This window comes from Sorangium sp. So ce394 (assembly GCF_051474665.1).
Classification (GTDB): domain Bacteria; phylum Myxococcota_A; class Polyangia; order Polyangiales; family Polyangiaceae; genus Sorangium; species Sorangium cellulosum_D.
In genome coordinates this window covers 11,297,788-11,322,363 of the sequence record NZ_CP150339.1, presented here as the reverse complement: position 1 = coordinate 11,322,363, position 24,576 = coordinate 11,297,788, and the positions used below count along the sequence as shown (strand labels likewise).

Here is a 24,576-nt window from a genome sequence, read left to right as displayed (position 1 = left end):
TGGCCTCGGTGCCGATCGGCGCAAGAATCCGCCCCGGGACGCGACATGATCCACGACATCGCCCGCGCGCTCAGCGCCATCTTCTCAGGCGAACGAGCCCGCCTGCTGCACGTGATCGTCCCGGCGCACGTCCACGGGCACACGCTGGCGCTGCTGCGGGCGCTCGGCGAAGCAGGCCCGGCGCCCCGCCCCGTCTGGGTGCTGGCCGACCCGGTCTACGGGCCCAGCCGTGGCTGGGCCGCCCGCGAGCGCTCGCTGACGCGCGAGCTCGGCGCCTCGGCGGCGGCCGAGCCGCCCGCCTCGACCGCGGAGCCAGGCCCCCTGCGCGAGCCGCTCGACGCCTTCGCGGGCGCGCTCGCGGCCCACCTCGCCGCCCGCGCGCCGGACGCGACCGCCGTCCTCGTGCTCGCGCCGCAGCACGTCGACGACCCCCGCGCGTACGCCCACGACGTCCTCTGGCTCGCGCAGCGGCCCGAGCTCGCGCTCGTGCGCTGGGTCCTCGTCGATCCGGTCCACTCGAGCGTCGGCGACCTGCTCGCGCGCTTCGGCGAGGGCGCGTCCCGCGTGGTGTGGCCGGAGGCCGACAGCGCGGCCATGATGGATGTCGAGCGCCTGCTCACCGACCTCTCGGCGCGCGGGCAGCGCCTCCCCGCCGACCTCGAGATTCGCATCGCGCCCGACTCCCCCCTTCGCGCGCCGGATCTCCTCCCCGCGCGGCGCCTCCTGCACGAGGCCGACAAGTGCTTTCAAGCGGGGCGGCACAACGAGGCTGCGCAGGTCCAGAAGCAAGCCGAGGAGCTGCTCGCGGGCCGCGGGCTGGGCGAGGAGGCGATCCACGTGGCCATGCAGCGCGCGCGCTCGCTGATCGCCGCGGGCGTGGTCGACGAGGGACATCGGGTGTTCGTCGCCGCGCTGAAGGAGGCAGAGCGGCGCGGGCTGTCCGCGATCGTCCCCGAGGCCTACGCCTCGCTCGGCAGCCTGCACAGCAAGCAACGGCGCTTCCTCGACGCGTCGGAGGCGTACGCCCGCGCCGGAGAGCTCGCCGACCGCCGCGGCAGCCACGAGTTCGCGGCGGACATGCACCGCTGCTCCGGGCACGCGGCGCTCAACGCCGACATGCCGGACGCCGCCGCGAAGGCGTGGCGGCGGGCGTTCGAGCTGCTCGGTTCCGTGGCGCCGGCCGTGGGCGCGCTGGACAAACCCCAGCAGATCGTGATCCTCGGCCTCGCCCTCGCCGACGTCTTCGAGACGCACGGCAACCTGCCCGCCGCGCGCGGGCTGCGGGGGCACGCCGAGGCGATCGAGACCCGCAATCCGCGGCGATCGGAGACGTGGAGCTGACGAGGGCTCGCGCCGACGCTCAGCCCGCGCCGGGGCGCTCGGCGACGAGGAGCCGCAGGTTGGCGGCGGGGTTCTCCGGGTCGAAGGGGGCGCCGAGCTGGCGGGCCCAGTCCGCCGCGCCGGTGTCGCTCGAGGCGCGGAGCCCGGCCCGCTCGACCTCGGCGCGCATGACCTCGCGCCGGCGCAAGCCGACGAGCGGCTCGCTCCAGAGGCGCGTGACCAGGTGTCGCAGGAAGGCGAGGGGGCGCCGGCCGCCGGGCTCCATGTAATTCACGAGGAGGACGCTGCCCGGCGCCGACGCTTCGGCGAGCGCCCGCAGCGTCGCCCGGAGCGCCTCGTCCGACAGGTACATCACGACCCCTTCCCATACCCACGCGGTGGGCTCGTCGGCCCGATGGCCGGACGAGCGCAGGCGCGTGGAGAGCGCGTCGCGCTCGAAGTCGACCGCGACGTACGTCAGCCGCTCCACGACCGGCGTCAGCGCCGCCGCCTTGCCCCGCTTGAACGCTTGCGTCGCCGGGTGATCGATCTCGAAGAAGTGAGCCGCCGAGAGCGCCTTCATCCGGAACGCGCGCGTGTCGAGGCCCGCCCCCAGGCTCACGACCTGACGACACCCGCGCTCCACGGCGCGCTCGAGCTCGACGTCGATGGCCCTCACGCGCAGCGGGACCGCGGAGAGCCTGGCCAGGACGCGCGCGCGCTTCGCGGCGTCCATGCGCCGGATCCGCCGCGCGAGCAGCGTCAGCGCGGCGCTCCACCCGGGCGACAGGAGCCGGTGCACGACCGGGTCCTCGAAGCCCGGCACATCGGTCAGGCCCTGATCCGCGAGCGCCCGGATGAGCGCGACGGAGGAGGCGGTCTGGCTGGGACGACGCTCGCGCATGACGGCTGTCATAGCGGCAGCCGCCGCCGTTTCAAAGCGCGAGCGACGCCGGACCCCAGCTCGCCGCGCGCCCCGCCGAGAGGCGCGCGGCGAGCTGATCCGTCCATGATGCGGTCTCCTGGGAGTGCCGCTAGGCTGCGCGCCGCATGACCTCGGAGGCCATCGTCGCTCTCGTCATCCTCGGGCTCGCGATCGCCCTCTTCGTGAGCGATCGCATGCGGCTCGACGTGGTGGCGATGACGTCCTTGCTCGCCCTCACGATCTCCGGCGTCGCCACCGTCCCCGAGGCGCTCGCCGGGTTCTCGAACCCGGCCGTGCTCATGATCGCCGGCCTCTTCGTCGTCGGGGCCGCGCTCACCGACACGGGGGTCGCCGACTGGCTGGGCCAGCGCCTCGAGCGCTTCGCCGGCGGGGGGGAGGCCCAGGTGACCATCGCGGTGATGGGCGCGACAGCGCTCGTGTCCGCCTTCATGAGCTCCACGGGCACCGTGGCGATCCTCCTCCCGGTCGTCGGGACGCTCGCGCTCCGCCGCGGGATCGCGCCGGCGCGGCTCTTCATGCCCGTCGCGTTCGCGGCGCACCTCGGGAGCAACCTCACGCTCATCAGCACCCCGCCGAACCTGCTCGTGAGCGAGGCGCTCCGCGAGGCGGGGCGAGCGCCGTTCCGCTTCTTCAGCTTCACCGCCCCGGGCCTCGTCGTGCTCGCGGTCGGCGTGGCGTACATGGTCGCGATCGGCCGCCGCGCGCTGCCCAGCAAAGGAGACAGGGCCGAGGCGGGCGCGCCGCGGTCGCTCTCGCTCGACGATCTCTCGATGGAGTACGGCCTCGGCAGCGCCCTGCGCGCCGCGCGCGTCGCGCCCGGATCGCGCCTCGCCGGCCTCACGCTCGGGGAGGCGAACCTGCGGGCGGACTTCGGCGTGACCGTGGTCGGCATCGCGCGCCCCGGGCCCCACGGCCTCGAGGCGCAGCGCGTGGTGCCGCAGACGGTCTTCGCCGCCGGCGACGAGCTGCGCATGCTCGGCAGCGACGCGGCGATCGCGGCGCTCGCCGACCGCTTCGGGCTCGAGGCGCTCTCGGCGCGCCCCGTGTTCTCGCTGCCGCCCGAGGAGTCCCTCGCCGAGGTGGTGCTGCCGCGGCGCTCCGGCCTGACGGGGAAGACCCTGAGAGAGGCCAGGTTCCGCGACCGCTACCGCGCCAGCGTGCTGTCGATCCGGCGGGGCGACGGCTGGCTCCCGGTGTTCCACGCCACGCCCGAGCTCAGGGATCTCAAGCTCCGCGCCGGCGACACGCTGCTCGTGAAGGGGCGGCTCAAGCACCTGAAGAACCTGCGCGACGAGCGGCGCGATCTCGTGCTCGTCGCCGAGCCCGACGCGCGCGGCGACGTCCTCGTCGATCGCGCGCGCGCCGCCTTCGCCCTGTGCATCACCCTGGGCATGCTCGTCTGCATGGCGTTCGGGTGGCTGCCCAACGTGATCGCCGTGCTGCTCGCCGCGCTCCTCCTCGTGCTCGCGCAGTGCGTGCGCCCGGTGGACGCCTACCGCGCCGTGAACTGGGAGAGCGTCGTGCTCATCGCCGGCATGGTCCCCCTCGCCGCCGCGCTCGAGCGCACGGGCGCGATGGGGGCCGTCGTCTCCGCCGCCGAGGGGCTCCTCGCGGGGGCGCGCCCCACGGTGGTGCTCGGCGCGCTCGTGCTCTTCACCTCGACCATCGGGATGGTGCTCTCGAACACCGCGACCGCCGTGCTCATGGCCCCCCTCGCGGTCCGGCTGGCCGGGGCGCTGGGCCTCGCGCCGGAGCCGCTGCTCCTCGGGGTGGCGTTCGCGTCCTCGGCCGCGTTCGCGACGCCGATCGCCTCCCCGGTGAACATCCTCGTCATGGGGCCGGGCGGCTATCAATTCAAAGACTTCACGCGCGTCGGCCTGCCACTGCAGCTCCTCGTGCTGGCCACCACCCTGATCGTCGTCCCGCTCGTCTGGCCCTTTTGAGCGCCGGTCAGCGCGCCTCCGGCGCCCGCCGGGGACTGCCGCTCGCGAAGGACGCGAGAGCGCCGCGGACGTCGTGTCATGACCTCTCGGACATTTCCCCGCTCCCCGGCCACAGGCACGCTCGCGTCTCGCCTGCACGCCGCCGCGCGCAGCCCGCCGGACCGCGCGGGCGACGGCTCTCCAATCTTGCGCATTCCGGGGCGATCATGTAGCGCAGGATTTACGGTGATCGCTCGCAGAGAACTCACGCACATCGGGGCGTGCCCGCCGCGTGGGCCGATGGCCATCGCCCTCGTGCCGCCGCCGCGGGGTGACGCATGAGGGAGCGGCTCGAGAGCCTGCTCCTCGTCCTGGCCGTCGGCTCCGTCGTCGCCATCGGCGCCAAGCGCGTCGGGGTCCCTTACAACGTCGCGCTCGTCTTGATCGGGCTCGTCCTCGTCGTCCTCGACGTGCTGCCGAACACGCCGATGGACCCGGAGGTCATCCTCATCGCCTTCCTCCCGGTGCTCGTCTTCGAGGGCGCCCTGGCCGCCGACGCGGACATCCTGCGCGCCGCGAGCCGGCCCATCCTCGCGCTCGCCGTGCCGGGGGTGCTCATCTCGCTGCTCGGCACCGCCGCCGTGGCGACGCTGGTGCTCGATCTCCCGTTCGCGGCGGCGCTCCTCCTCGGCGCGCTGCTCGCCATCACCGACACCGTGAGCGTGCTGCTCGCCTTCCGGAGCGTCCGCGTCCCGCACCGGCTGGCCGCGATCATGGAGGGAGAGAGCCTCTTCAACGACGGCACGGCGCTCGTGCTCGTGCTGATCGCCTCGCGCGTCCTCGCGAGCGGCACGTTCGACCCGGTCGAGACCTTCCGCGCGCTCTCGATGGCGATGCTCGGCGGCGCCGTCCTCGGCGGCGCGTTCGGCGCCCTCGGCGCGGTCCTGCTCCGCCGCACGCCGGACCACCTGACCGCGATCCTCGCCTCGCTCGTGCTCGTGTTCGCCACGGCCCTGCTCACCGAGCGGCTCCACGCCTCGCCGGTCATCGCCGTCGTGGTCGCCGGCGTGGTCGTCGGCAAGGCCGCGCGCCGCCACCTCGAGCCCTCGCGCGTGCTCGCGCTGGAGGGGTTCTGGGAGACGACCGGCTTCCTCCTCAACGTGCTGCTGTTCCTGCTCGTCGGCATGCAGATCCAGGCGGAGATGCTCGTGCGCGAGGCGGCCTCCATCGGCCTCGCGCTCATCGCCCTGCACGCGGGCCGGGCGGTGGCCGTCTACGGGTGCTTCGGCGCGCTCCGGGCGATGACGCGGGAGGTCGTGCCGCTGCGCTGGCAGCACGTGATGCTGGTCGGCAACATCAAGGGCGCGCTCTCGATGGCGGCCGTCCTCAGCCTCCCGAAGGACATGCCGTTCCGCGAGCGGCTGATCACGATCGTCTTCGGCGTGACCTTCGTGACCCTGGTCGTGCAGGCGCTGCCGTTCGCGCGGCTGCTCAAGCTCCTGCGGGTCGCGGCCCCGAGCGCCGACACCGCGCTCGACGGCGCGAAGGCGACGCTCATCGCCGCGCGGCGCGGCCAGGCGGAGCTCGACGACCTGCTCGCCGCGGGCCTCCTCTCCCGCAAGGAGCACGCGGAGCGCCGGGCCGCGTTCCAGCGCCGGGTGATCGCGGCCGAGGCGGCGCTCCAGTCGCCCCAGGGCGAGGCGGAGCGCGACCACCTCACGGATCTCGCGCTGCTCACGGCGGAGAAGGCGGCGCTGCTCGACGCGGCGAGGCGCGGGCTCATCGCCGATGAGACGGCGAACGCCCAGGTGGGCGAGATCGATCGCGAGATGATGAAGCTGCACGAGCACGAAGGAGGCCACTGAGATGCGCGTTCTCATCGCGGGCGCCGGGCGCGCGGGCCTGAGCGTCGCGGTCCACCTCGCGAAGACGGGCCACGAGGTGACCATCGTCGATCGCGACGAGTCGATCGCCAACAGCGCCTTCGAGCGCCACGGCCTCGTCTCGCTCGTCGGCGACGCGACCGACGCCGGGCTCCTCAAGGAGGCCGAGGTGGGGCGCGCCGACGTGGTCGTGGCCATGCTCCGCCGCGACGCCGACAACCTCGCCGTCGCGCTCCTCGCCCAGGCGGCGGGCGCCAAGCGCGTGATGGTGCGCATGCGCGACTCCGACTACCGGGGCGTCTACGTCCGCGCGGGCGTCCAGCGGATCCTCTCCGAGATCGACGTCTTCATCGGCGCGATGGCCACCGCCATCGAGCACCCGGGCGTCCGCCACGCGATGGTGCTCGGCGCCGGCGAGTCGGTGGCGTTCGAGCTCGACATCCCGGCCGACGCGGCGGTCGCGGGCCGCTCGGTGAGCGTCATCGCCGGCAGCGCCGGCTTCCCCTCGTCGTGCGTCTTCGCCGGCGTCTACCGCCCCGACGGCCGCGTCGAGGCGCCGCGCGGCTCGTCCATCGTCGCGGGGGGCGCCACCGTGCTCCTCGTGGCCGCGCGCGACGAGCTCGCCGACGTCATCGCGTTCTTCCTCCGGCGCGAGCTGGGGAACGGCGGGATCCACGAGCGTCGCTGACGCGAGGGCAGGTGTTTCCATGGTGAGGTGCGCGGGCTACACGGGCTTGTCGGCATGGCTGGGCGCGGCGCTGGCCGCCGCCATCGCGGGGTGCGGCGGCGACGACGGGGCCGGGGCGGCGGCGGGCGGCGGCGTCGCGGCGGCGGCCTCGTACTACCGCGACGTCAAGCCGATCTTCGACGCGCGCTGCGCGGGGTGCCACAGCGCCGGCGGCGTCGCGCCGTTCTCGCTCGAGGGGCCCGACGCCGCGGTGCCCTGGGCCCCGCTCATCAAGCGGGCCGTCGTCGAGCGCACCATGCCCCCCTGGCCGGCCGACGGCGCCTGCGCCGACTACGTGGGCGATCGGTCCCTGTCCGAGCGGCAGATCCAGACCATCGCCGCGTGGGTCGACGGCGGCGCGGCCGTGGGCGACCCCGCCGAGGAGGGCCCGCCGCTCGATCGGCCGCCGAGCCCCGAGCTCGAGCGCGTGGACCGGACGCTCGAGATGCCGGTCGAGTACACCCCGCAGGCGGGGCCCGACGACTACCGCTGCTTCGTGATCGACTGGCCGGAGGAGAGCGCGCGCTACGTCACCGGCTTCGGCGTCAGGCCCGGCGAGGAGCGCATCGTCCACCACGTGATCGCCTTCATCGCCGCGCCGGAGATGGTCGCCGACGTCGAGGCCCTCGACGCGGCCGACCCGGGCCCGGGCTATCCCTGCTTCGGGGGGCCGGGGATCAGGCCGCGCTGGCTCGGCGGCTGGGTGCCCGGCGGCGGGAGCCTCACCTTCCCGGCGGGGACGGGCACCCGGATCGAGCCGGGCTCCAAGCTGGTCGTGCAGGTCCACTACAACACGCTGACCGCGGGGAAGCTGCCGGATCGCTCCGCGATCGACCTGATGCTGGAGAGCTCGGTCGATCGGGAGGGCTCCACGCAGCCGTGGACGAACCCGGCCTGGCTCACCGGCGACGCCATGACCATCCCCGCCTTCGAGGCCGACGTCGTCCACCGCTGGGGGGCGCAGCCCACCCGGGCGCTCGCCGGCGGCGCGCCGATCGAGCTGCACATCGCGGGGCTCCACATGCACACGCTCGGCAAGCGCGCGCGCCTCGAGATCGAGCGGGCGGACGGCAGCTCGGAGTGCGTGCTCGACATCCCGCGCTGGGATTTCCACTGGCAGGGCAGCTACACGCTCGCCCAGCCCAAGGTGCTCCACCCGGGCGACACGCTGTCGCTCGAGTGTCACTGGGACAACACGCCCGAGAACCAGCCGATCATCGACGGTAAGCCGCGGGTCCCCGGCGATGTCGTGTGGGGTGAAGGCACGAACGATGAGATGTGTCTCAGCACCTTCTACATGACCGAGCTCTGATCTCCGCCGCGGAGCGTCGAGCCATCGAGTCCGATCACGCGCTGCGGCGACAGCGCGTCACACCCCGAGCGCTGGATGTGGCGCCCTGCGCCGTCGCTTCGGGCATCCCCGGCGGTGTCGATACGGAGTCCATCCGGCCGCACCGGGTATATTCGTCAGGCCACCGCTGAGCCAGGCGCGCCCTCGTGAAAGAGAAAACCGCTTCGACCCTCTCGCAGGCCGCCCTGCGCCCCGGCGGGGCGGAGACGCAGCCGCGGGCGTCCGAAGAGCCGCCGCCGTCGAGCTTGATGCCGTCGAGCGCGGGCCCCTCGAGCTTCAGCCCGCCGAGCCGCTTCGAGGAGTACCGGCTCGTCCAGAAGCTCGGCAGCGGCGGCATGGGGGACGTCTACCTCGCGCACGACACGCTGCTCGACCGCATGGTCGCGGTGAAGCTCATCCGCGCAGAGACGGCGGACGCCGAGGTGCGCGCGCGGCTGCTCGCCGAGGCGCGCGCCGCCGCGCGCATCCAGCACCCGAACGTGGTCGCCATCTACCGCGTGGGCGAGCTCCGGGGACAGCTGTACATCGTGTCGGAGTTCGTCCGCGGCCAGAGCCTCGACCGCGTGACCGTGCCGATGCCCTGGCAGCGCGTGCTCGAGCTCGGCGCCGGGCTCGCGCGGGGCCTCGCGGCCGCCCACCGCCGGGGGGTGCTGCACCTCGACATCAAGCCGGCCAACGCGGTGCTCACCTTCGACGGCGAGGCGAAGCTCCTCGACTTCGGCCTCGCCAAGCTCCTCGACCCGGCGGCGGTGCAGGCGCCCGCGATCCGCGGCGTCGTGACGCCGCCCGGGGCGCACGGCGACGACGCGGCGCTCGGCGACGAGCCGCTCGACGGCGGGATCCGCGAGGCGGCCGAGATGGCGGCGCTGCTGCTCGACGCGACGAAGGGCGTCGACGGCGGCACGCCCCACTACCTGCCGCCCGAGCTGTGGCGCGGCGAGCTGGCGACGCGCCGCTCCGACGTGTACTCGCTCGGCGCGCTGCTCTTCGAGCTCTGCGCCGGCGTCCCGCCGCACGACGACGTGCCGATGCTCGATCTGCCGCGCGTCGTCCAGTGCGAGCGGCCCCGGCCCCTCGCCGCGCTCGCGCCGGGCGTCGACGCGCGGCTCGCGGCGGTCATCGAGCGGTGCCTCGAGATCGACCCCGCCGCCCGCTTCGCCTCGGGCGACGAGCTGCGCGACGCGCTCGAGCAGCTGCTCGCGCGGAGCCGGCACGCCTCGATCGCGCCGGAGGGCAACCCCTACCGCGGGCTGCTCGTCTTCGACGTCGAGCACCGCGCGGTGTTTTACGGGCGCAGCTCCGAGACGGGGACGATCCTCGACCGGCTGCGCTCCGAGCCCATGCTCGTCGTGGCCGGCGACTCGGGCTCGGGCAAGTCGTCGCTCTGCCGGGCCGGCGTGCTCTCGCTCGTGCTCGAGGGCGCCCTCGGCGGCGGGCGCGCCTTCCAGGCGGCGATGATGGTGCCCGGCCGGCGCCCGCTCGCCGCGCTGGCCGCCGCGCTCGAGCCGGTCCTCGGCGCGCCCGCCGAGCGCATCGCCGAGGCCGTGCGCGCGGCTCCGGGCTCGCTCGTCCGCGACCTCCGCGCGCGCCTCGGCGAGCGCGGCGGGCTCGTGCTGTTCATCGACCAGCTGGAGGAGCTCGCGACCCTCAGCGGCCCCGCCGAGGCCGCGCTCGTCGGCGAGGTCCTCAGCGCCTTCGCGGCGCGCTCGCCGTCCCTGCGCCTGCTCGCCACGGTGCGCGGCGACTTCCTCGCGCGCGTCGCCGGCATCTCCGGCCTCGGCGACGAGATCGAGCGCGCGCTCTACCTGCTCCGCCCGATGTCCGCGGACAAGCTCCGGGAAGCGATCACCGGGCCGGCGCGGGCCAAGGGGGTCGCGTTCGAGTCGGACGCGGTGGTCGACGCCCTCGTCGAGTCCACGGCCCGCGCCGAGGGCGGGCTGCCGCTCCTCCAGTTCGCGCTCGCCGAGCTCTGGGACGCCCGCGCCGCGCCCGACGCGCCCCTCAGCAGCGCGGACCTCGCGCAGATCGGCGGGGTCGAGGGCGCGCTCGCCCGCCACGCCGATCGCGTGCTCGGCCGCATGCCGCCCGCGGTCCACGCGGCGGCGCGGCGGCTGCTCGGCGAGCTCATCACGCCGCAGGGCACGCGGGCGCGGCGCGCGGAGGCCGAGCTCGCGGGGCCGGGCGGCGACGAGGCGGCGCGCGCGGCGCTCGAGGCGCTCGTGCAGGGCCGCCTCCTCTTCGCCCGCGAGGGCGAGCAGGGGACGGTCTACGAGATCGCCCACGAGGCCTTGATCCACGGGTGGGGGACGCTGCGCCACTGGCTCGAGGAGCAGCGCGAGCAGCGGGCGATGCGCCTGCGCCTCGACGCCTCCGCCGCCGAGTGGGAGCGGCTCGGCCGGCGCCGCGACGCGCTCTTCAGCGCGCGCCAGCTGATGGAGGCGAAGGGCCTCGATCCGGGCGATCTGCCGCCGCGCGAGGCGGCGTTCCTCCGGGCGTCGCGGCGCGCCGTCCTGACGCAGCGCGTGGCCCGGTGGGCGCTCGCCGTGGGGGTCCCGCTCGTCGCGGCGCTGCTCTACGGCGCGCTGGAGCTCAGGGCGGCGCGCCAGCTCGCCGCGCGGGCGGACCGGAAGATCCAGGAGGCCGCGGACATCTCGGCCGCCGCGTCGCGCGAGGGCGCCGCGGCCGAGGCGCTCCGCGCCGAGGCGCTCGCGGCGTTCGACGGCCGGCGCCGCGACGAGGGGGAGGCGCTCTGGGAGCGCGCGCGCAGGCGCGCCGCGGAGGCCGAGCGGCTCCACCTGCAGGCGAGCCAGAAGCTGGAGGCGGTGCTCACGCTCGACGGCACCCGCCGCGACGCGCGCGAGCTGCTCGGCGACGTGCTCTACGAGCGCGCGCTCGCCGCGGACGGCCGGGGCCACCCCTCGTTGCGCGACGAGCTGCTCCAGCGCATGACCACGTACGATCCCGACGGCGTGCGTCGGCAGCGGTGGAGCGCGCCCGTCGAGGTGTCCATCGAGACCGACCCCCCGGGCGCCGACGTCACGCTGGAGCGGTACGAGACCGACGCGGAGGGGCGCCGGCAGCTTGTCGACCTGCGGGTCCGCGGGTCGACGCCGCTCTCGGACATCGCGCTCGCGCAGGGCTCTTACCTGCTCACGTGCGAGGCGCGGAACCGCACCATCGTGCGGTATCCGTTCCTGGTCCGCCGCGGCGAGCCGCGGCGCCTCTCCATCCCGCTGCCGCCCGCGGGGGACGTCCCTCCCGGGTTCATCTACATTCCGCCCGGACGATTCCTCTTCGGCGCCGCCCTGGACGACATGTACCGGTGGGCGTTCCTCTCGACCGTTCCCCTTCACGAGATCAGCACGGGCGCCTACCTCATCGCGCGGCACGAGACGACGTTTCAGGAGTGGCTCGACTACGTCCAGACGCTCCCGAGAGAGTCCCGCGAGCAGCCGTCCATCATCCAGGCGGGCAACGGCGCCATGACCGGCGCCCTCGGGCTGCGCCGTCTGCCCAGCGGCGTATGGCAGCTAACGATCCAACCCACGGTGCAGGCCTACACGGCGCGCGCCGGCGAGCCGCTCGTCTATCCCACGCGGGAGGTCCGGGCGCAGCAGGACTGGCTTCGTTTCCCGGTCACGGGCATCTCGTTCGCGCAGGCGACCGAGTATGCCGCGTGGCTCCACAAGACGGGCCGTGTCCGCGGGGCCCGGCTGTGCACCGATCACGAGTGGGAGCGCGCGGCGAGGGGCGCCGACAGCCGGATCTTCCCGCACGGGGACACGCTCTCTCCCGGCGACGCCAACTTCGATGAGACCTATGGCAAGGAGAGCTCCACGATGGGTCCAGATGAGGTGGGCTCGCACCCTGCCTCACGTAGTCCCTTCGGGGTCGACGACATGGCGGGGAACGTCCTCGAGTGGGCTATTTCGTCGATAGAGGTCGACAAAGTGCTTTTGCGCGGCGGGGCTTACCTCTACGATCAAACATCGGTCCGGAGTGACAACCGGACCGTCGTTGACGGCACCTTCCTCGATCCGGTGATTGGGCTCCGCATCTGTGCTTCCTTTCCTCCACCTCCGTAAAGGGTGACGAGGATCTGCGGCGCCCCGGCAGCGCCGAGAGGCGCCGCGCCCCTCGCGGGAGCGGCGCCGACAGCCGGGAGGAAGATCGTCGGCGCGCAGGGCGTCATGGCTTGAGCGTCAGCGTTCGGAGGCGATCATGTTTCAGCGAGGGTTCCTGGCAGGGGCGATGGTCGGGCTCATCTCCGTGGGTGTCGGTTGCGCCGCGGAGGTCGAGGGCGGCGAGGGCGACGAGGCGCCGGCGGAGAGCGCGCTCGAGCTGCAGGCGCTCAACGATCTCACCTTCAACGGCACCTACCTGAACGGCACCCAGCTCAACGGGGTCCGCTTCAACGGGGTCCGCTTCAACGGGGTCCGCTTCAACGGGGTCTCGCTCGACGGGGCGACGCTGGTCGGGGCGCGCGAGAGCGACGGCAAGCCCGTCCGCGGGGCCGACTTCATCGGCGCCGAGATCGAGGCGGTCCTGGACGATCGATCGACCGTGATCGTCCGCATCGCGAACGTCGTCGAGCGCGACGGGATCGCGTATTACACGGTGAAGTACAACGCCGGCGGCGCGGGCTGGGCGAACGTCTGCGGCGAGGGCGTCGAGGCGATCGCGGTGAGGGGGACCTGGGATCCGGTGACCGGCGTCTTCTCGGACGACGGGAGCCAGTTCACGTTCGCCTGCCAGGGCGCGGCGATCGCGAAGTGCGCCGAGTGGGGCTACAGGGACTGGGCGACCACGGCGGAGTGCGACGGCAAGCGCTGCGAGAGCAGGGCTCTCTCGTACTTCCACAAGGCGTGCGTCCGCATGGTGCGCGCGGACTACTGCGGCGACGGCGCGCCGCACACGCGGGCCGGGACGGCGATCGACGTCTGGGATGCGCTCGGCATCCAGCGCGAGACGGAGGGCTCTGGCATGAGCCTCGAGGCGGAGTGGACCGTGGACGGCGCCGCCTGCATCCGGCGCACGCGGTGGCGGGGCGCCGTCGGCAACCCGGACCGCGACTACGTCACGGCGCATTGCCCGGAGCGGTGGGCCGGGGCCGATCCGAGCTGCGGCGGGCCCGGCTCGACGTTCAACAAGGAGAGCGGCTTCGCGACGCCGCTCGCCGAGCGGCGCCTCCTGCGGAACGCGTCGTTCACGACGAACGTGAGCCCGCTGTAGCGCGGGTCGCGGCGCTCAGCTCTTCGCTGCGGCGAGGATCGCCGCTGCGTGCTCCTTCGGATCCACATCGAGCCAGACCTGCTTGATCTTGCCGTCCTTTCCGATGAGGAAGGACTGGCGCGCGGCGAGGTCGTTGCGCATCGGCACGTGGAACGCGCTGGAGATCGCGCCGCCTTCGTCGACGACGAGCGGGAACGGGAGCTCGTATTTCTGGATGAAGGCCTGGTGGCTCTGCGCGTCCTGGGTCGAGACACCGTAGACCTCGAGCCCGGCGCCCTGGAGATCGGCCCAGCCGTCGCGCAGGCCCTTGGCCTGGATGGTGCAGCCCGGCGTGTCGTCCTTCGGGTAGAAATAGACGAGCACCTGCTTGCCTTGCAGGCTGGAGAGCTTCACCTCTCGGCCGTCGTGCAGCTTGAAGGTCACGTCGGGCGCGGCGTCGCCGGGCTTGAGCGCGGCGGGCTGGGCGGAGGCGCCCGTCGTCTCGGAGGGCTTCTCGGCGGCCTTGCCGGACGCGCCGGAGGGCTCGTCGCAGCCGGCGGCGAGGGCCAGCGCGGCGAGCGCGATGGCGAGGGTGGAGGTGAGGTGCGTCGTGCGCGTCATGATGGCGTGCATCGTTCCACCGGCCTCCGCGAACGGCAAGCGCCGTCGGGCGGCGGCGCGCCGCCGCTGAGGTTGCCAGGGCCATGCGGACGTTGGCAGGGGATCGGGGGCGCTCGCGAGCGCGCGAGCGCGTCGAGGAGAGACATCGTCAACTCGTCAGGAGAACTGGTGAGCTGACTCGGTGTCTCCGGCGATTGAAGGGGTGAGCGTCAGGCTCGTTGTCCACACCGCGCCTCGCTGCTCAGGGCCGCCGCGGGCCGGCGCAGGGGGCGACCCGCTCGCGCGCCCCCCCCACGCCGGCACCGACAGCAGGCGAGCAATGCAAAACGTCCTGACGAAAAGCTAAGGTGGCGCCCGAGGCGCGCTCCACGCTATATCTGCGTTTGCCATGCGCTGGACACCTGGGAAACGCAGTGCGAACCTCCGAGATCTCCGCGGCGTCTCCGGCGGAGCGAAGCTCGGCGTCGGCGGGACGATGATCCTGCTCGTGCTCTCCCTCGTCTTCGGGAAAGATCTCCTCTCCTCGGGGCTCGGCCAGGGCGTCTCGCTCCCCGGCGCGCAGCGCGAGCGCGCGAGCTCGCCCGAGGAGGAGCGGCTCGTCGACTTCGTCTCCTTCGTCCTCGATGACACCGAGGCCGTGTGGAAGCAGGTGTTCAGCCGGATGGGGCAGACCTATCCGGCGCCCCAGCTGACGTTGTTCACCGACTCCGTGAGGTCGGGCTGCGGCGTCGGCGAGGCGGCCATGGGGCCGTTCTACTGCCCAGCCGATCGCACGGCGTACATCGACCTCGGCTTCTACCGCGAGCTCAAGGCGCGGTTCGGCGCGCCGGGCGACTTCGCCCAGGCGTACGTGCTCGCCCACGAGATCGGCCACCACGTGCAGAACGTGCTCGGCATCGAGCGAAAAATGCGCCAGCAGCAAGCGGCGCGCCCGAGCGAGCGGAACGCGCTCTCCGTGCGCATGGAGCTCCAGGCGGACTGCTTCGCCGGCGTGTGGGCCCACTCGACGGCGAAGCGCGACCTGCTCGAGGAGGGCGACGCCGACGAGGCGCTCCAGGCCGCGTCCGCGATCGGCGACGATCGGCTGCAGAAGAGCGCGACCGGCAGGGTCAACCCGGAGACGTGGACGCACGGCTCATCCGCGCAGCGGGTCGCCTGGTTCAAGCGCGGCATGCGGGGCGGCCGCGTCGAGGACTGCGATACGTTCGCGGAGGCCTCGCCCTGAAGGCGCGGCGCGCGTCCGAGGCGGCCCGGCGCGTCCAGGCCGGCAGGGCCAAGGCCGGGTGAAGAGCGGCTCGCGACAGCTCCGCGCGACGGTGTACCCTGCTCGCCCGCCGATGGTCTCGTCGTACGGTGCCCCTCGCTTCCCGCCGCAAGGCCGCTCGCTGCGCGATCGATCCCGCCCGGTGGCGCCGTGAGCCTGCGCGAGGCGACCGACCCCTGGACCGCGGCGCCGCGATCGATCGCGGAGATCGTCGAGGACAGCCTCCCCCAGATCGAGGTGCGCTGCCGCCCGCGGGCCATCGCCACGGTCGTCGCCCGCGTCACGGCCGACCTGGGCGACGAGGATCCCCCGCGGCCCGCGCTGCTCGCCGCGCTGGCCCGGTGCGCCGACGGCGCGGCCGCCGAGGTCGACCGGCTGCGCAGCGCCGAGTCCGCGCTCGTTGTCGCCTACCAGTCGGCCGCCACCCCGGCCGAGCGGCGCGAGCTCCTCGCCCGGCAGCTCCGCGTCTGGGCGCGCGAGCGCAAGAAGACCGGCGCCGCCTCCCCGCTCGGCTGGGCCGCGGCGCGCGTCGAGCAGGCCGGCGACCTCTCGGCGCTCGCCCGCAACCTCGACCTCGAGGCGGCCCAGGAGCGCTTCGCCACGGCCATCGCCGACCGCCTCGACGAGATCGAGGTCGCCTACCACGCGCTCACGCACCTCGCGCAGGACCTCGACCCGCCCGACGCGCTGCACGTCGTCCGCGACGGCGGCGTCCTCCGGCTCGCCATCGCGCACGCCGAGCCGAGCCGCCCCGCGCCCGTCCGCCGGGCCGCCATGCTCGCGGCCGTCGCCCTCCTGCACCGCATCCCGGCGCGCGAGCGGCTCGGCCACCTCGGGCTCGACGCGGCCCGCTCGGTGCTGGCGTGGTCGCGCGGCGTGGGCGCGTCCCGCTGGGTGCAGATCGCCGCGCTCGAGATCGGCGTCCTCCTCTTCCCCGACGAGGCGTTCTCGCTGCTCGCCGAGCGCATCCGCGCGCGCGACCCGGCGGACAAGGACGGCCCCATCCTCCGCCGCAACGCCCTGCGCCTCCTCGGCGCGGCCGCGCGCCCGTCCGCCCCCGTGATCCCGCTCGGCGAGGCGCGCGCGGCGAGCGCGGCGCGGCCCGCCGGCGCCGCCCAGGACCCGCGCCGCTGGAACGGCGCGCAGGCTGGCAACGGCAGCAGGCCGAGCGCCGCGCCGGAGGGAGCCTCGTCCGGGGGCGCCGTCGAGGGCCCGGGCGGCGCCGAGCTGCCCGACGCGCCCGCGCCCGACTCGGCGCCCCGGCTCAGCGCGGAGACCGCCGCGAGCGCGCCGCCCGCGCGCGCGGCCGCCACGAGCGCGGACCCGCTCGCCATCGCGCTCCTCGCCCGCGACGACCCGAGCGAGCACGTCCGCCAGGAGCTCGTGCGCCAGCTCCTCGCCCTCGGCAGCGCCGAGGCCCTCACGGCGCTCGCCGAGGTCGCCGAGGGCGACGGGTCGCCGCGCGTCCGCGGCTACGCCATGCGGGAGCTCTCGCGCTTCGCGACCGAGCACGCGGACGCCGTCCCGCACGCCGAGCGCGTCGTCCGCTTCGCCCTCACCAAGCCCGGCCCGCCGCTCGCGTCCCGCGCGGCCCTCGAGGCGGTGCGCACGCTCTGCGCCGGGCCCTACGCCCCGCTGCCGCCGGCGACGTTCGTCGACCTGCTCGCCGAGTTCGCGAGCCGCCCGGCGATCTCGCCGGATCTGTCCGACGAGGCGGCCGCGGCGCTGCGGCTGCTCGAGGTCGAGAGCCGCCCGGTCGCCGAGCACATCCGGCAGGCGCTCGTCGCCGCGGCCTCGGAGCTCCTCGAGGGCGAGAGCGCGCCGGTCGAGATCCCGGCCGACGCCGAGCCCCGGGACATCGAGCGCGCGCTCCTGGTCGCCTCGCGCGGCGACATGACCTACACGCTCCGGCGCCGCGGCCGGGGCCGGTACGTGCTCACGCGCGGCGAGCCGCGCGGCTTCCGCCTCTGGCGGCTCATCCACGAGATGCGCACCCCGATGCCGGACAAGCGCAAGGGGTGGATCCACACGAGCGGCCGCCTGTTCGCGGGCGAGCTCGTCGCGCCGCCGGTCGGCATGGCGGAGGTCACGCCCACGCGCGTGCCGGGCGAGCGCCACGTCTACCCGCCCGTCGGCGGCTGGGGGCCGTTCGTCCCCCGCATCGACGATCTGCTCGCCGCGGCCAGCCTGACCCAGCGCGAGATCCGCCTCATCACGGCGCGCGGGACGGTCACGGTGCGCGCGCCGGCCAAGCTCGCGCACCGGCTGCGCGCGCGCGCCCTGCTGACGTGGCGCTACGACCGCTACGCGCAGGCCCGCATGCGCGCGCTCGTGGCGCAGGAGCCGGCCGAGCAGAAGAAGTTCACGCTGATGACCGGCGAGCTCGGCTTCACGGTCGCGCTCGGCGACACCGGGGGCGAGGTCGACGGCCGCCCGTTCGCGCTCGAGCCGCACCTGCCGAGCAAGTACCTCGCCGTCGCGCTGCCCTCGGCGTTCCAGCTCGGCCGCGACTGGCTCGTCGGCCCGTCGGTGCCCGTCTGGATCGACAGCTTCCTCTCGTACCTCGTGTCGCCCGCGGGCAACGTCCCGACGCAGCTCGCGTGGATCGTGTTCCTCGTCCTCGCGTACATGGTGCTGCGCGCCGCGTGGATCATGACGCAGATCGAGCGCGCGCGCCGGGGCATCCCGCTCACCATCGGCGGCTGGGGCACGCGCGGCAAGAGCGGCTCGGAGCGGCTGAAGGCCGCGCTGTTCCACGCGCTCCGGTACGACGTCGTCGTGAAGACGACCGGCTGCGAGGCGATGTTCATCCACGCGATGCGCGACCTGCCCGCGCAGGAGATCTTCATCTACCGCCCCTACGACAAGGCGACCATCTGGGAGCAGCGGAACATTCTCGCGGCCGGGAGGAACCTCCGCGCGCAGGTGTTCCTGTGGGAGTGCATGGCGCTCCAGCCGCTCTTCGTGGACACGCTCTGCTCGGAGTGGATGCGCGACGAGATCACCACGCTGACGAACGCGTACCCGGATCACGAGGACATCCAGGGCCCCGGGGGCGAGGACGTCGCGCGGGTGATCGCGCGCTTCATGCCCACGGACGGGCTGTCGTTCACGACCGAGGAGCAGATGCTCCCGCTGCTCAAGGACCAGGCGCAGCGCAAGGGGACGAACCTCGTCGCGATCCCGCCCATCGACGCGGATCTCTTGCCGGTGGATCTCCTCGATCGGCTCCCGTACCAGGAGCACCCGCGCAACGTGGCGCTGGTGCTGGCGCTGGCGGATCACTTCGGGGTCGATCGCGAGTTCGCGCTGGTCGAGATCGCGGATCACGTCATCCTCGACCTCGGCGTGCTGAAGACGTACCCGACGGTGCAGTACCGGGGGCGGAAGCTGACGTTCTCGAACGGGATGAGCGCGAACGAGCGCGCCGGGTTCATGTCGAACTGGACGCGGCTCGCGTTCGACAAGCACGACATGGACGCGACGCCCGGCAAGGCGACGGTGATGGTGGTGAACAACCGCGCGGATCGGGTCGCGCGGTCGCGCGTGTTCGCGCAGATCATCGTCGAGGACATCGGGGTCGATCACGTGGTGCTGATCAACTCGAACCTCGGCGGGATGATGCAGTTCATCACGGAGGGGCTCGACGCGCGGCTGCGCGACATGGTGATCACGGGCGACGGGGGCAAGGAGCGCGCGCTCGAGCGCTTCGACGAGCAGATGAAGAAGGTCGGCGTCCCGGCGCGCGCGGGCGCGTTCGAGGACGATCTCACCCGGATGCTGCGCGCGCTGCCGACGATCGACGAGGCGGCGGCGGCGGCGATCGTGGGCGGCCCCGAGGTCCTGGGCAAGAAGGGGGAGCCCGAGGCGATCGAGGCGGCGGTGAAGAAGGCGCTGGAGGCGCACGCGCCGCCCGCGGGCGAGGACGACATCCGCCCGGACATCGTCCACCACGCGGCGCGGCTGTCGCGGCGGCTGGCCCGGCGCGACAAGGCGCGCGCGGAGGTCGAGGCGGCGCTGTCGCGGGGCGCCGACGCCGAGGCCAACCAGGCGTTTCGGGCGGCGTTCCGCGAGCTGTTCCTCGAGCGCATCGCGGTCCTGTGGAACGCCGACGCCAAGGGGGACAAGGTGATCGACTTCATCACGCGCGAGGTCCCGCCGGGGTTCGACGCGCGGCTGATGGGGTCGCAGAACATCAAGGGCACCGGGCTCGACTTCGTTTACCGGTGGCTGTCGATGGACCGGGTGCGGACCGCGATCGAGCGGATGCAGAGCAACCCCTCGGCGCGGCGCGAGGTGCTGACGTTCTTCCTGTCGTACTCGGATTTCGGCCTCATCGATCTGCGCGAGGCGCTCGCGGCGGTGCGCGCGGCCAAGGAGCAGGGCGGCGCCGGGTGGGCGGAGCACGCGAACCTGATCGACGGGGCGATCCGCAGGCTCGAGGCGCTCGACAAGGAGAAGACGGCGGCGCTCGTGGTGACGGGCAAGACGGGGGTGGGGACGAAGGTGCTGCTCCGGATAGAGCAGTTCGTGGATCACATGGACTCGGTGCGCCGGACGCGGTGGGCGAAGATCGTGATGGACGATCTGTTCGCGATGCGCATCGGCCACGGCCAGGCCGCGCTGCTGCTGCGGGAGATCGTCGGGCGGCAGAAGGGCGGCTGGCTGGCGAAGGACCTCGCCAAGTGGGTCGAGAAGCGCAGGGCGTGGCTGGAGAGCCGGCGGAAGAAGCCGAAGAAGGCCGAGGCGGCCGCGCCGCCGGGGGCGCCGGCGACGGAGCAGGGGTGAGGGGGGGAGGCGGGCGACGGCGTGAGCTCGACCGCCTGGGGGAACTGGGGGAAGGGGAGCCGCCGGGGAAGGAGGGCGGCGGTGGGCCGCTCCGGGCCTTCCGAGGGAAGGGGGGCGGGCGTCTCGCCTCCGGCGGGCGGATGCCGTACGCTGTCCGCGATGGGACATCCTGCCAGGCGCACCGGGCTCTCGCCCGCGGAGTACCTCGCGTTCGAGCGGGCCTCCGATCAGAAGCACGAGTACGCGAACGGCGAGATCTTCGCGATGGCGGGCTGCACCCGGGCGCACAGCCTGCTGGCCGGGAACCTCCAGCGCGAGCTCGGCAACGCGCTGCTCGATCGCGCCTGCGAGGTCCACACCTCCGACCTGCGCGTCAAAATCACCTCCACGGGGCGTTACGTGTATCCCGACGCCTCCGTGGTCTGCGGTGATCCCGCGTTCGAGGATGCGGAGCTCGACACGCTGATCAACCCGAGCGTGATCGTCGAGGTGCTCTCCGATTCGTCGGAGGCCTACGATCGCGGCGACAAGTTCGCGCAATACCGGAGCGTCCCCTCCATCGTGGAGTATGTGCTCGTCTCCCAGAAGGAGGTGCGCGTCGAGCACTTCCAGCGGCAGCCGGACGGCCGGTGGCTGCTCGCCATCCTGGGCCCCGGCATGCAGCTCGAGCTGGAGTCGGTCGGCGTCGTCATCGACGTCGATCGCGTCTATCGCAAGGTGCCGCTCGGGCCCTCCGAGCTCGACTGAGCGGCCCTCCTCGGGCGGCCCCGGGCGCGCTCGCGCCCGGGGCGGCGAGCGTCACTGCGCTGGACGGCAGTACTCGTCCTGCGGGGTGACCGACTCCACGACGACGGTCGTGCCCTTTCTGATCACGAACTCGCTCAGGCCGACCTCCTGGCCCTCTGGGCTCCAGTCGTACGTGTAGCCGAGGCGCGTCCACGGATATCCATCCTCGCCATAGGACGTCGCCTTCAGGGCGTTGAACCAGTCCTCGTGTTCTTGCGGCGTGCCGTCCGGGAAGTCGAGATCGGCGGTCGTGTCGTCGATCTCCAGGTCCGGCGTCGGGCGGAACATCGACTCCGCCGGCACCCAGAGCGCCACGACGCGGTCCTTGCCGCTGTCCGGCGGCAGGCCGAGCAGCTGCTCGAGCCGCAGCGAGAGCGCCGCTCCTTCGAGGCCGCTCGCGCGGCAGAACGCCTGGAGCTCGGGCGCCGCCGTGCTCCACACCTCGACGCCGAGCTCCGTCTCCTCGCCCACGAGCTCGTCATAGCCCGCGTAGGACGTCCAGGTGAGCATCAGCACGCGATCCTCGGCGTCGCGGACGAGATCGGCGGTCTCGTCGTCGATCGCTGTCAACGTGTCCACGCGCTCGCTCTCCTCGGCGATCTCGGCGTCGGCGACGGCCGCGTGGTACAGCGCGAGCAGGCTCGCCTCGCCGCCCGCGCCGCCGCTCCCGCCTGCGCCGCCGCTTCCGCCTGCGCCGCCGCTCCCGCCTGCGCCGCCGCTCCCGTCCGTGTCGTCGCCGCCGCACGCGACGAGCAAGGCGCACGCGCAAGCCCCCACCGCCAACCAGGTTTTGCCCATATCTCCTCGATGCCTCCCGCCCGTCCCGCCGGCTCAGCGAGAGCCGGCCGGACATCAGCCGCCGCAGGCTACAGCAACGAGGTGACCGGCGGGCCACGGCGTTGAGGTGACGGCGCGAGGTCGTCGCCCGCGCTCTCCCGGCGCGCCATCACGCCGCGTCGTGAAAGATGATACCCACCGTGTGGCGATGCCCGGATCGCACACGGCTGACGCCGTGCCGCATGTTGACCCGGTACACGCCGCGCGTGCCCTGCACGGGTCGATGGCGGACGGCGAAGACCGCCGCGTCGCCCTGGCGCAGCGGCACCACCATCGGTCGAGATTGCATCCGCGGGCGCTGCTCCGTCATCACGAGCTCGCCGCCCGTGAAATCGCGCTCGGGCTCGGAGAGGAGGATCGCGACCTGGAGCGGAAAGACGTGCTCGCCGTAGAGATCTTGATGCAGGCAGTTGTAGTCGCCCTCGCCATACTGCAAGAGGAGCGGCGTCGGCTGGACCTGGCCCGCGGCATGGCAGCGCTCGACGAAGCCCGCGAGCTCCTCCGGATACCGCACGTCGAGGCCCATCGCCGCGCTCCAGCGGTTCGCGACGGGCGCGAGGCGCGGATAGAGGCGGGTCCGCAGGGAGTCGACGAGCGCGGGCAGCGGGCGCGCGAAGTACTTGTACTCCCCGCGCCCGAACCCGTGCCGCGCCATCACCACCCGGCTGCGAAAGAGCTCGTCGCGCGCGTACAGCGCGGCCAGGTCGCCGCACTCGGCCCCGGTGAGCAGGCCCTCGATCACCGCGCAGCCGTGCGCGTCGAGGTCCTGCGACACGCGCGCCCAGTCCACCGACGCCACCCGCTCGTCGTCGTCGTCTTCGTCGCCGTCGCCGTCGCCATCGTCCACGCCGCGCGCGGGGGCGACGGCCCTGCGAGGCGCGTTCACGCGCCCGCCTCCCGGTCGAGCAGCGCGCGCTTGCGCTCGACGCCCCAGCGGTAGCCCGACAGCCCGCCGTCGTTCCGCACCACCCGATGGCACGGGATCGCCACGGCGAGCGCGTTGGCCGCGCACGCCCGCGCCACGGCCCGGACCGAGCTCGGAGCGCCGATGGCGCCGGCGATCTCCGCGTAGCTCGCGGTCGTGCCCGCCGGGATGTCCCGCAGCGCCTGCCAGACGCGCTGCTGGAACGCCGTCCCGCGCACGTCGAGCGGCAGCTCGACCGGGGCGCGTGGGCTCTCCACGAGGCCCACCACCTTCGCGACGAGCTGCTCGAACCCGGCATCGCCGCCGATCAGGTGGGCTCGCGGAAACCGGCGCTCGAGATCGTGCAAGAGCTCCTCCGGATCGTCGCCGAGCAAGATCGCGCACACGCCGCGCGCGGTGGCGGCGACCAGGATCGCGCCGAGCGAGCACTCCCCGATCGCGAACCGGATCTCCATCTGCGCTCCTCCGGCGCGGTACTTCGTGGGCGTCATGCCCAGCACCTGGTTCGACTGCTCGTAGAAGCGCCCGCCCGAGCCGTACCCGGCCGCGTAGATCGCCTCGGTCACGGTGCCGTTCCTGCCGAGCTCGGCCTTCACTCGCCGGGCGCGGTGCGCCGCCGCGTACGCCTTCGGCGTCACCCCGGTCACGGCCTTGAAGATGCGGTGCGTGTGGAAGACGCTCAGCCCCGCGTGGCGCGCCAGCGCCTCGAGGCTAGGCGCCTCGTCGCTCTGCTCGATGAGCCGGCACAGCGCGGCCACCTGGGCCGCCTGGCGCTCGGCCAGCGGGGGTTGGTCCGGCTTGCAGCGCAAGCACGGCCGGAAGCCCGCCCGCTCCGCGGCGGCCGCGGTCGGATGAAAGCCGACGTTCTCGGGCCTCGCGGGGCGCGCGCCGCACGACGGACGGCAGTACACGCCCGTCGTCTTGACCGAATAGAAGAACCTGCCGTCCGCGCTCGCGTCGCGGGCGATCACGGCGGTCCAGCGAGGGTCGCTCTCCACCACGGCGGCGAGGGTATGGGCCTTTCCCGGCATGTCGTCTGTCTCCTTCCGGCGCATCTTGCGGGTCACGAGGCGAGCTTAACCCCCGCCCGGAGGGCCGCACTCCGGGTCTTGCTCTCGAATCCACGGGCGCCGGCGGGGCGCCGGAGCGAGGCCGAGCGAGCGCGGCGCGCCGCCGGGATCGCTTTGGATCTGCGCGCCGGGCGCGGGGCGGTCAGCTGCTGGGCTCGATCCGGGACAGGATCCCCTCCAGCGCCTCGACCGCGCGCATCGGCAGCCGCACCGAGACGGCGGTGGAGATCGTGGTCTCTTCCGGGTTGATCTCGACGGTCGGCACCCCCGAGCGCGCGGCCTCGAGGACGGGCCCGGTGATGTAGGGGAAGAGGCTCGACGTGCCGATCGAGACGACCACATCGAAGCCCTGCGCGAGCTCGCGCCGGAGGAGCTCGACCTTCTCCAGGGGGAGCATCTCGCCGAAGAGGACGACATCGGGCCGGAGCACCGCGGCGCACTCCGGGCAGCTGGGGCAGGGGGCGAGGTGCGCGTAGTCGTCGACGTGCGCCTCGTACGTGCAGCGCGTGCAGAGGATGCGGCGGATATCGCCGTGGATGTCGATGACGTTGGTGGAGCCGGCGAGCCGGTGGAACCCGTCGACGTTCTGGGTGAGCACCCAGCAGCGCGGGATGCGGCGCTCGATCCGGGCGATCGCCGCGTGCGCGGCGTTGAACCGCGCGCCCCGGCACGCGCGCTCGATCTGGTGGATGTACTTCCACGTGACCTCGGGGCGCCGCTGGAACATCCAGCCCGAGAGCGCGTCCTCGATGGCGAGCCCCTCGTCGGTCCCCTTCTCGCTGTAGAGCCCGCCGATCCCGCGGTAGGTCGGGATGCCGGAGGCCGCGGACACGCCCGCGCCGGTGATGAAGAGGGCTGACCGGGCCGAGGCCAGAAGCGCGCTTGCTCGCTCGATCGACATCAGGGGCGCAGTCTACCCGCGCTG

General features: G+C 73.7%; 16 protein-coding genes. 10 read left to right on the top strand and 6 right to left on the bottom strand.

Features of this window, described 5'->3' with window-relative positions; genetic code table 11:
- Nucleotides 1-45 precede the first annotated feature (45 nt).
- A complete protein-coding gene (locus WMF33_RS41820; RefSeq protein WP_437333821.1) occupies nucleotides 46-1,341 on the top strand; it encodes a hypothetical protein in 1,296 nt (431 codons plus the stop codon).
- Between the two features lie 19 nt (nucleotides 1,342-1,360).
- On the opposite strand, the gene WMF33_RS41815 is transcribed toward WMF33_RS41820, so the two are convergent.
- Nucleotides 1,361-2,224 carry a class I SAM-dependent methyltransferase gene (locus WMF33_RS41815; protein WP_437333820.1) on the bottom strand — a complete coding sequence of 288 codons (864 nt, stop codon included), beginning with the start codon at nucleotides 2,222-2,224 and terminating at the stop codon, nucleotides 1,361-1,363.
- Nucleotides 2,225-2,370: 146 nt separating this feature from the next.
- Here WMF33_RS41815 and WMF33_RS41810 point away from each other — a divergent pair, with 146 nt between their 5' ends.
- From WMF33_RS41810 to WMF33_RS41785, 6 genes are all read left to right on the top strand, one after another.
- On the top strand, nucleotides 2,371-4,209 hold the full coding sequence (locus WMF33_RS41810; RefSeq protein ID WP_437333819.1) for an SLC13 family permease: 1,839 nt from the start codon (nucleotides 2,371-2,373) through the stop codon (nucleotides 4,207-4,209).
- Between the two features lie 317 nt (nucleotides 4,210-4,526).
- Nucleotides 4,527-6,053, top strand: a complete 1,527-nt coding sequence (locus WMF33_RS41805) for a cation:proton antiporter (protein ID WP_437333818.1) — start codon at nucleotides 4,527-4,529, stop codon at nucleotides 6,051-6,053.
- Between the two features lies 1 nt (nucleotide 6,054).
- Entirely contained in the window at nucleotides 6,055-6,759 is a 705-nt protein-coding gene (locus WMF33_RS41800; protein WP_061622938.1) for a potassium channel family protein, read from the top strand.
- Nucleotides 6,760-6,778: 19 nt separating this feature from the next.
- Complete coding sequence (locus WMF33_RS41795) at nucleotides 6,779-8,110, top strand: monooxygenase (RefSeq protein WP_437333817.1); 1,332 nt, start codon at nucleotides 6,779-6,781, stop codon at nucleotides 8,108-8,110.
- Between the two features lie 185 nt (nucleotides 8,111-8,295).
- The gene (locus WMF33_RS41790; RefSeq protein WP_437333816.1) at nucleotides 8,296-12,234 is read left to right on the top strand and encodes an nSTAND1 domain-containing NTPase; all 3,939 of its coding nucleotides are present in this window, start codon (nucleotides 8,296-8,298) and stop codon (nucleotides 12,232-12,234) included.
- A gap of 136 nt (nucleotides 12,235-12,370) precedes the next feature.
- Nucleotides 12,371-13,381, top strand: coding sequence for an ADYC domain-containing protein (locus WMF33_RS41785; protein ID WP_437333815.1), 1,011 nt, complete (start codon nucleotides 12,371-12,373; stop codon nucleotides 13,379-13,381).
- Between the two features lie 15 nt (nucleotides 13,382-13,396).
- Here the strand turns inward: WMF33_RS41785 and WMF33_RS41780 are convergent, their stop codons facing one another.
- Nucleotides 13,397-13,981 carry a peroxiredoxin gene (locus WMF33_RS41780; RefSeq protein WP_437333814.1) on the bottom strand — a complete coding sequence of 195 codons (585 nt, stop codon included), beginning with the start codon at nucleotides 13,979-13,981 and terminating at the stop codon, nucleotides 13,397-13,399.
- Nucleotides 13,982-14,369: 388 nt separating this feature from the next.
- On the opposite strand from WMF33_RS41780, the gene ypfJ reads away from it, so the two are divergent.
- The 3 genes from ypfJ (at nucleotide 14,370) to WMF33_RS41765 (ending at nucleotide 20,780) form a co-directional block, all read left to right on the top strand.
- Nucleotides 14,370-15,206 (top strand): KPN_02809 family neutral zinc metallopeptidase, encoded by an 837-nt coding sequence (ypfJ, locus tag WMF33_RS41775; RefSeq protein WP_437333813.1) that lies wholly within the window; start codon nucleotides 14,370-14,372, stop codon nucleotides 15,204-15,206.
- Nucleotides 15,207-15,395: 189 nt separating this feature from the next.
- On the top strand, nucleotides 15,396-20,033 hold the full coding sequence (locus WMF33_RS41770) for a capsule biosynthesis protein CapB (RefSeq protein ID WP_437333812.1): 4,638 nt from the start codon (nucleotides 15,396-15,398) through the stop codon (nucleotides 20,031-20,033).
- Nucleotides 20,034-20,192: 159 nt separating this feature from the next.
- Nucleotides 20,193-20,780, top strand: coding sequence for a Uma2 family endonuclease (locus WMF33_RS41765; protein WP_437333811.1), 588 nt, complete (start codon nucleotides 20,193-20,195; stop codon nucleotides 20,778-20,780).
- A gap of 51 nt (nucleotides 20,781-20,831) precedes the next feature.
- Here the strand turns inward: WMF33_RS41765 and WMF33_RS41760 are convergent, their stop codons facing one another.
- From WMF33_RS41760 to WMF33_RS41745, 4 genes are all read right to left on the bottom strand, one after another.
- Nucleotides 20,832-21,617, bottom strand: a complete 786-nt coding sequence (locus WMF33_RS41760; protein WP_437333810.1) for a hypothetical protein — start codon at nucleotides 21,615-21,617, stop codon at nucleotides 20,832-20,834.
- A gap of 148 nt (nucleotides 21,618-21,765) precedes the next feature.
- On the bottom strand, nucleotides 21,766-22,503 hold the full coding sequence (locus WMF33_RS41755) for a 2OG-Fe(II) oxygenase (RefSeq protein ID WP_437339569.1): 738 nt from the start codon (nucleotides 22,501-22,503) through the stop codon (nucleotides 21,766-21,768).
- A 35-nt stretch (nucleotides 22,504-22,538) separates the two neighbouring features.
- The gene (ada, locus tag WMF33_RS41750; RefSeq protein WP_437339568.1) at nucleotides 22,539-23,612 is read right to left on the bottom strand and encodes a bifunctional DNA-binding transcriptional regulator/O6-methylguanine-DNA methyltransferase Ada; all 1,074 of its coding nucleotides are present in this window, start codon (nucleotides 23,610-23,612) and stop codon (nucleotides 22,539-22,541) included.
- A 181-nt stretch (nucleotides 23,613-23,793) separates the two neighbouring features.
- A complete protein-coding gene (locus tag WMF33_RS41745; protein WP_437333809.1) occupies nucleotides 23,794-24,552 on the bottom strand; it encodes an NAD-dependent deacylase in 759 nt (252 codons plus the stop codon).
- Nucleotides 24,553-24,576 lie beyond the last annotated feature (24 nt).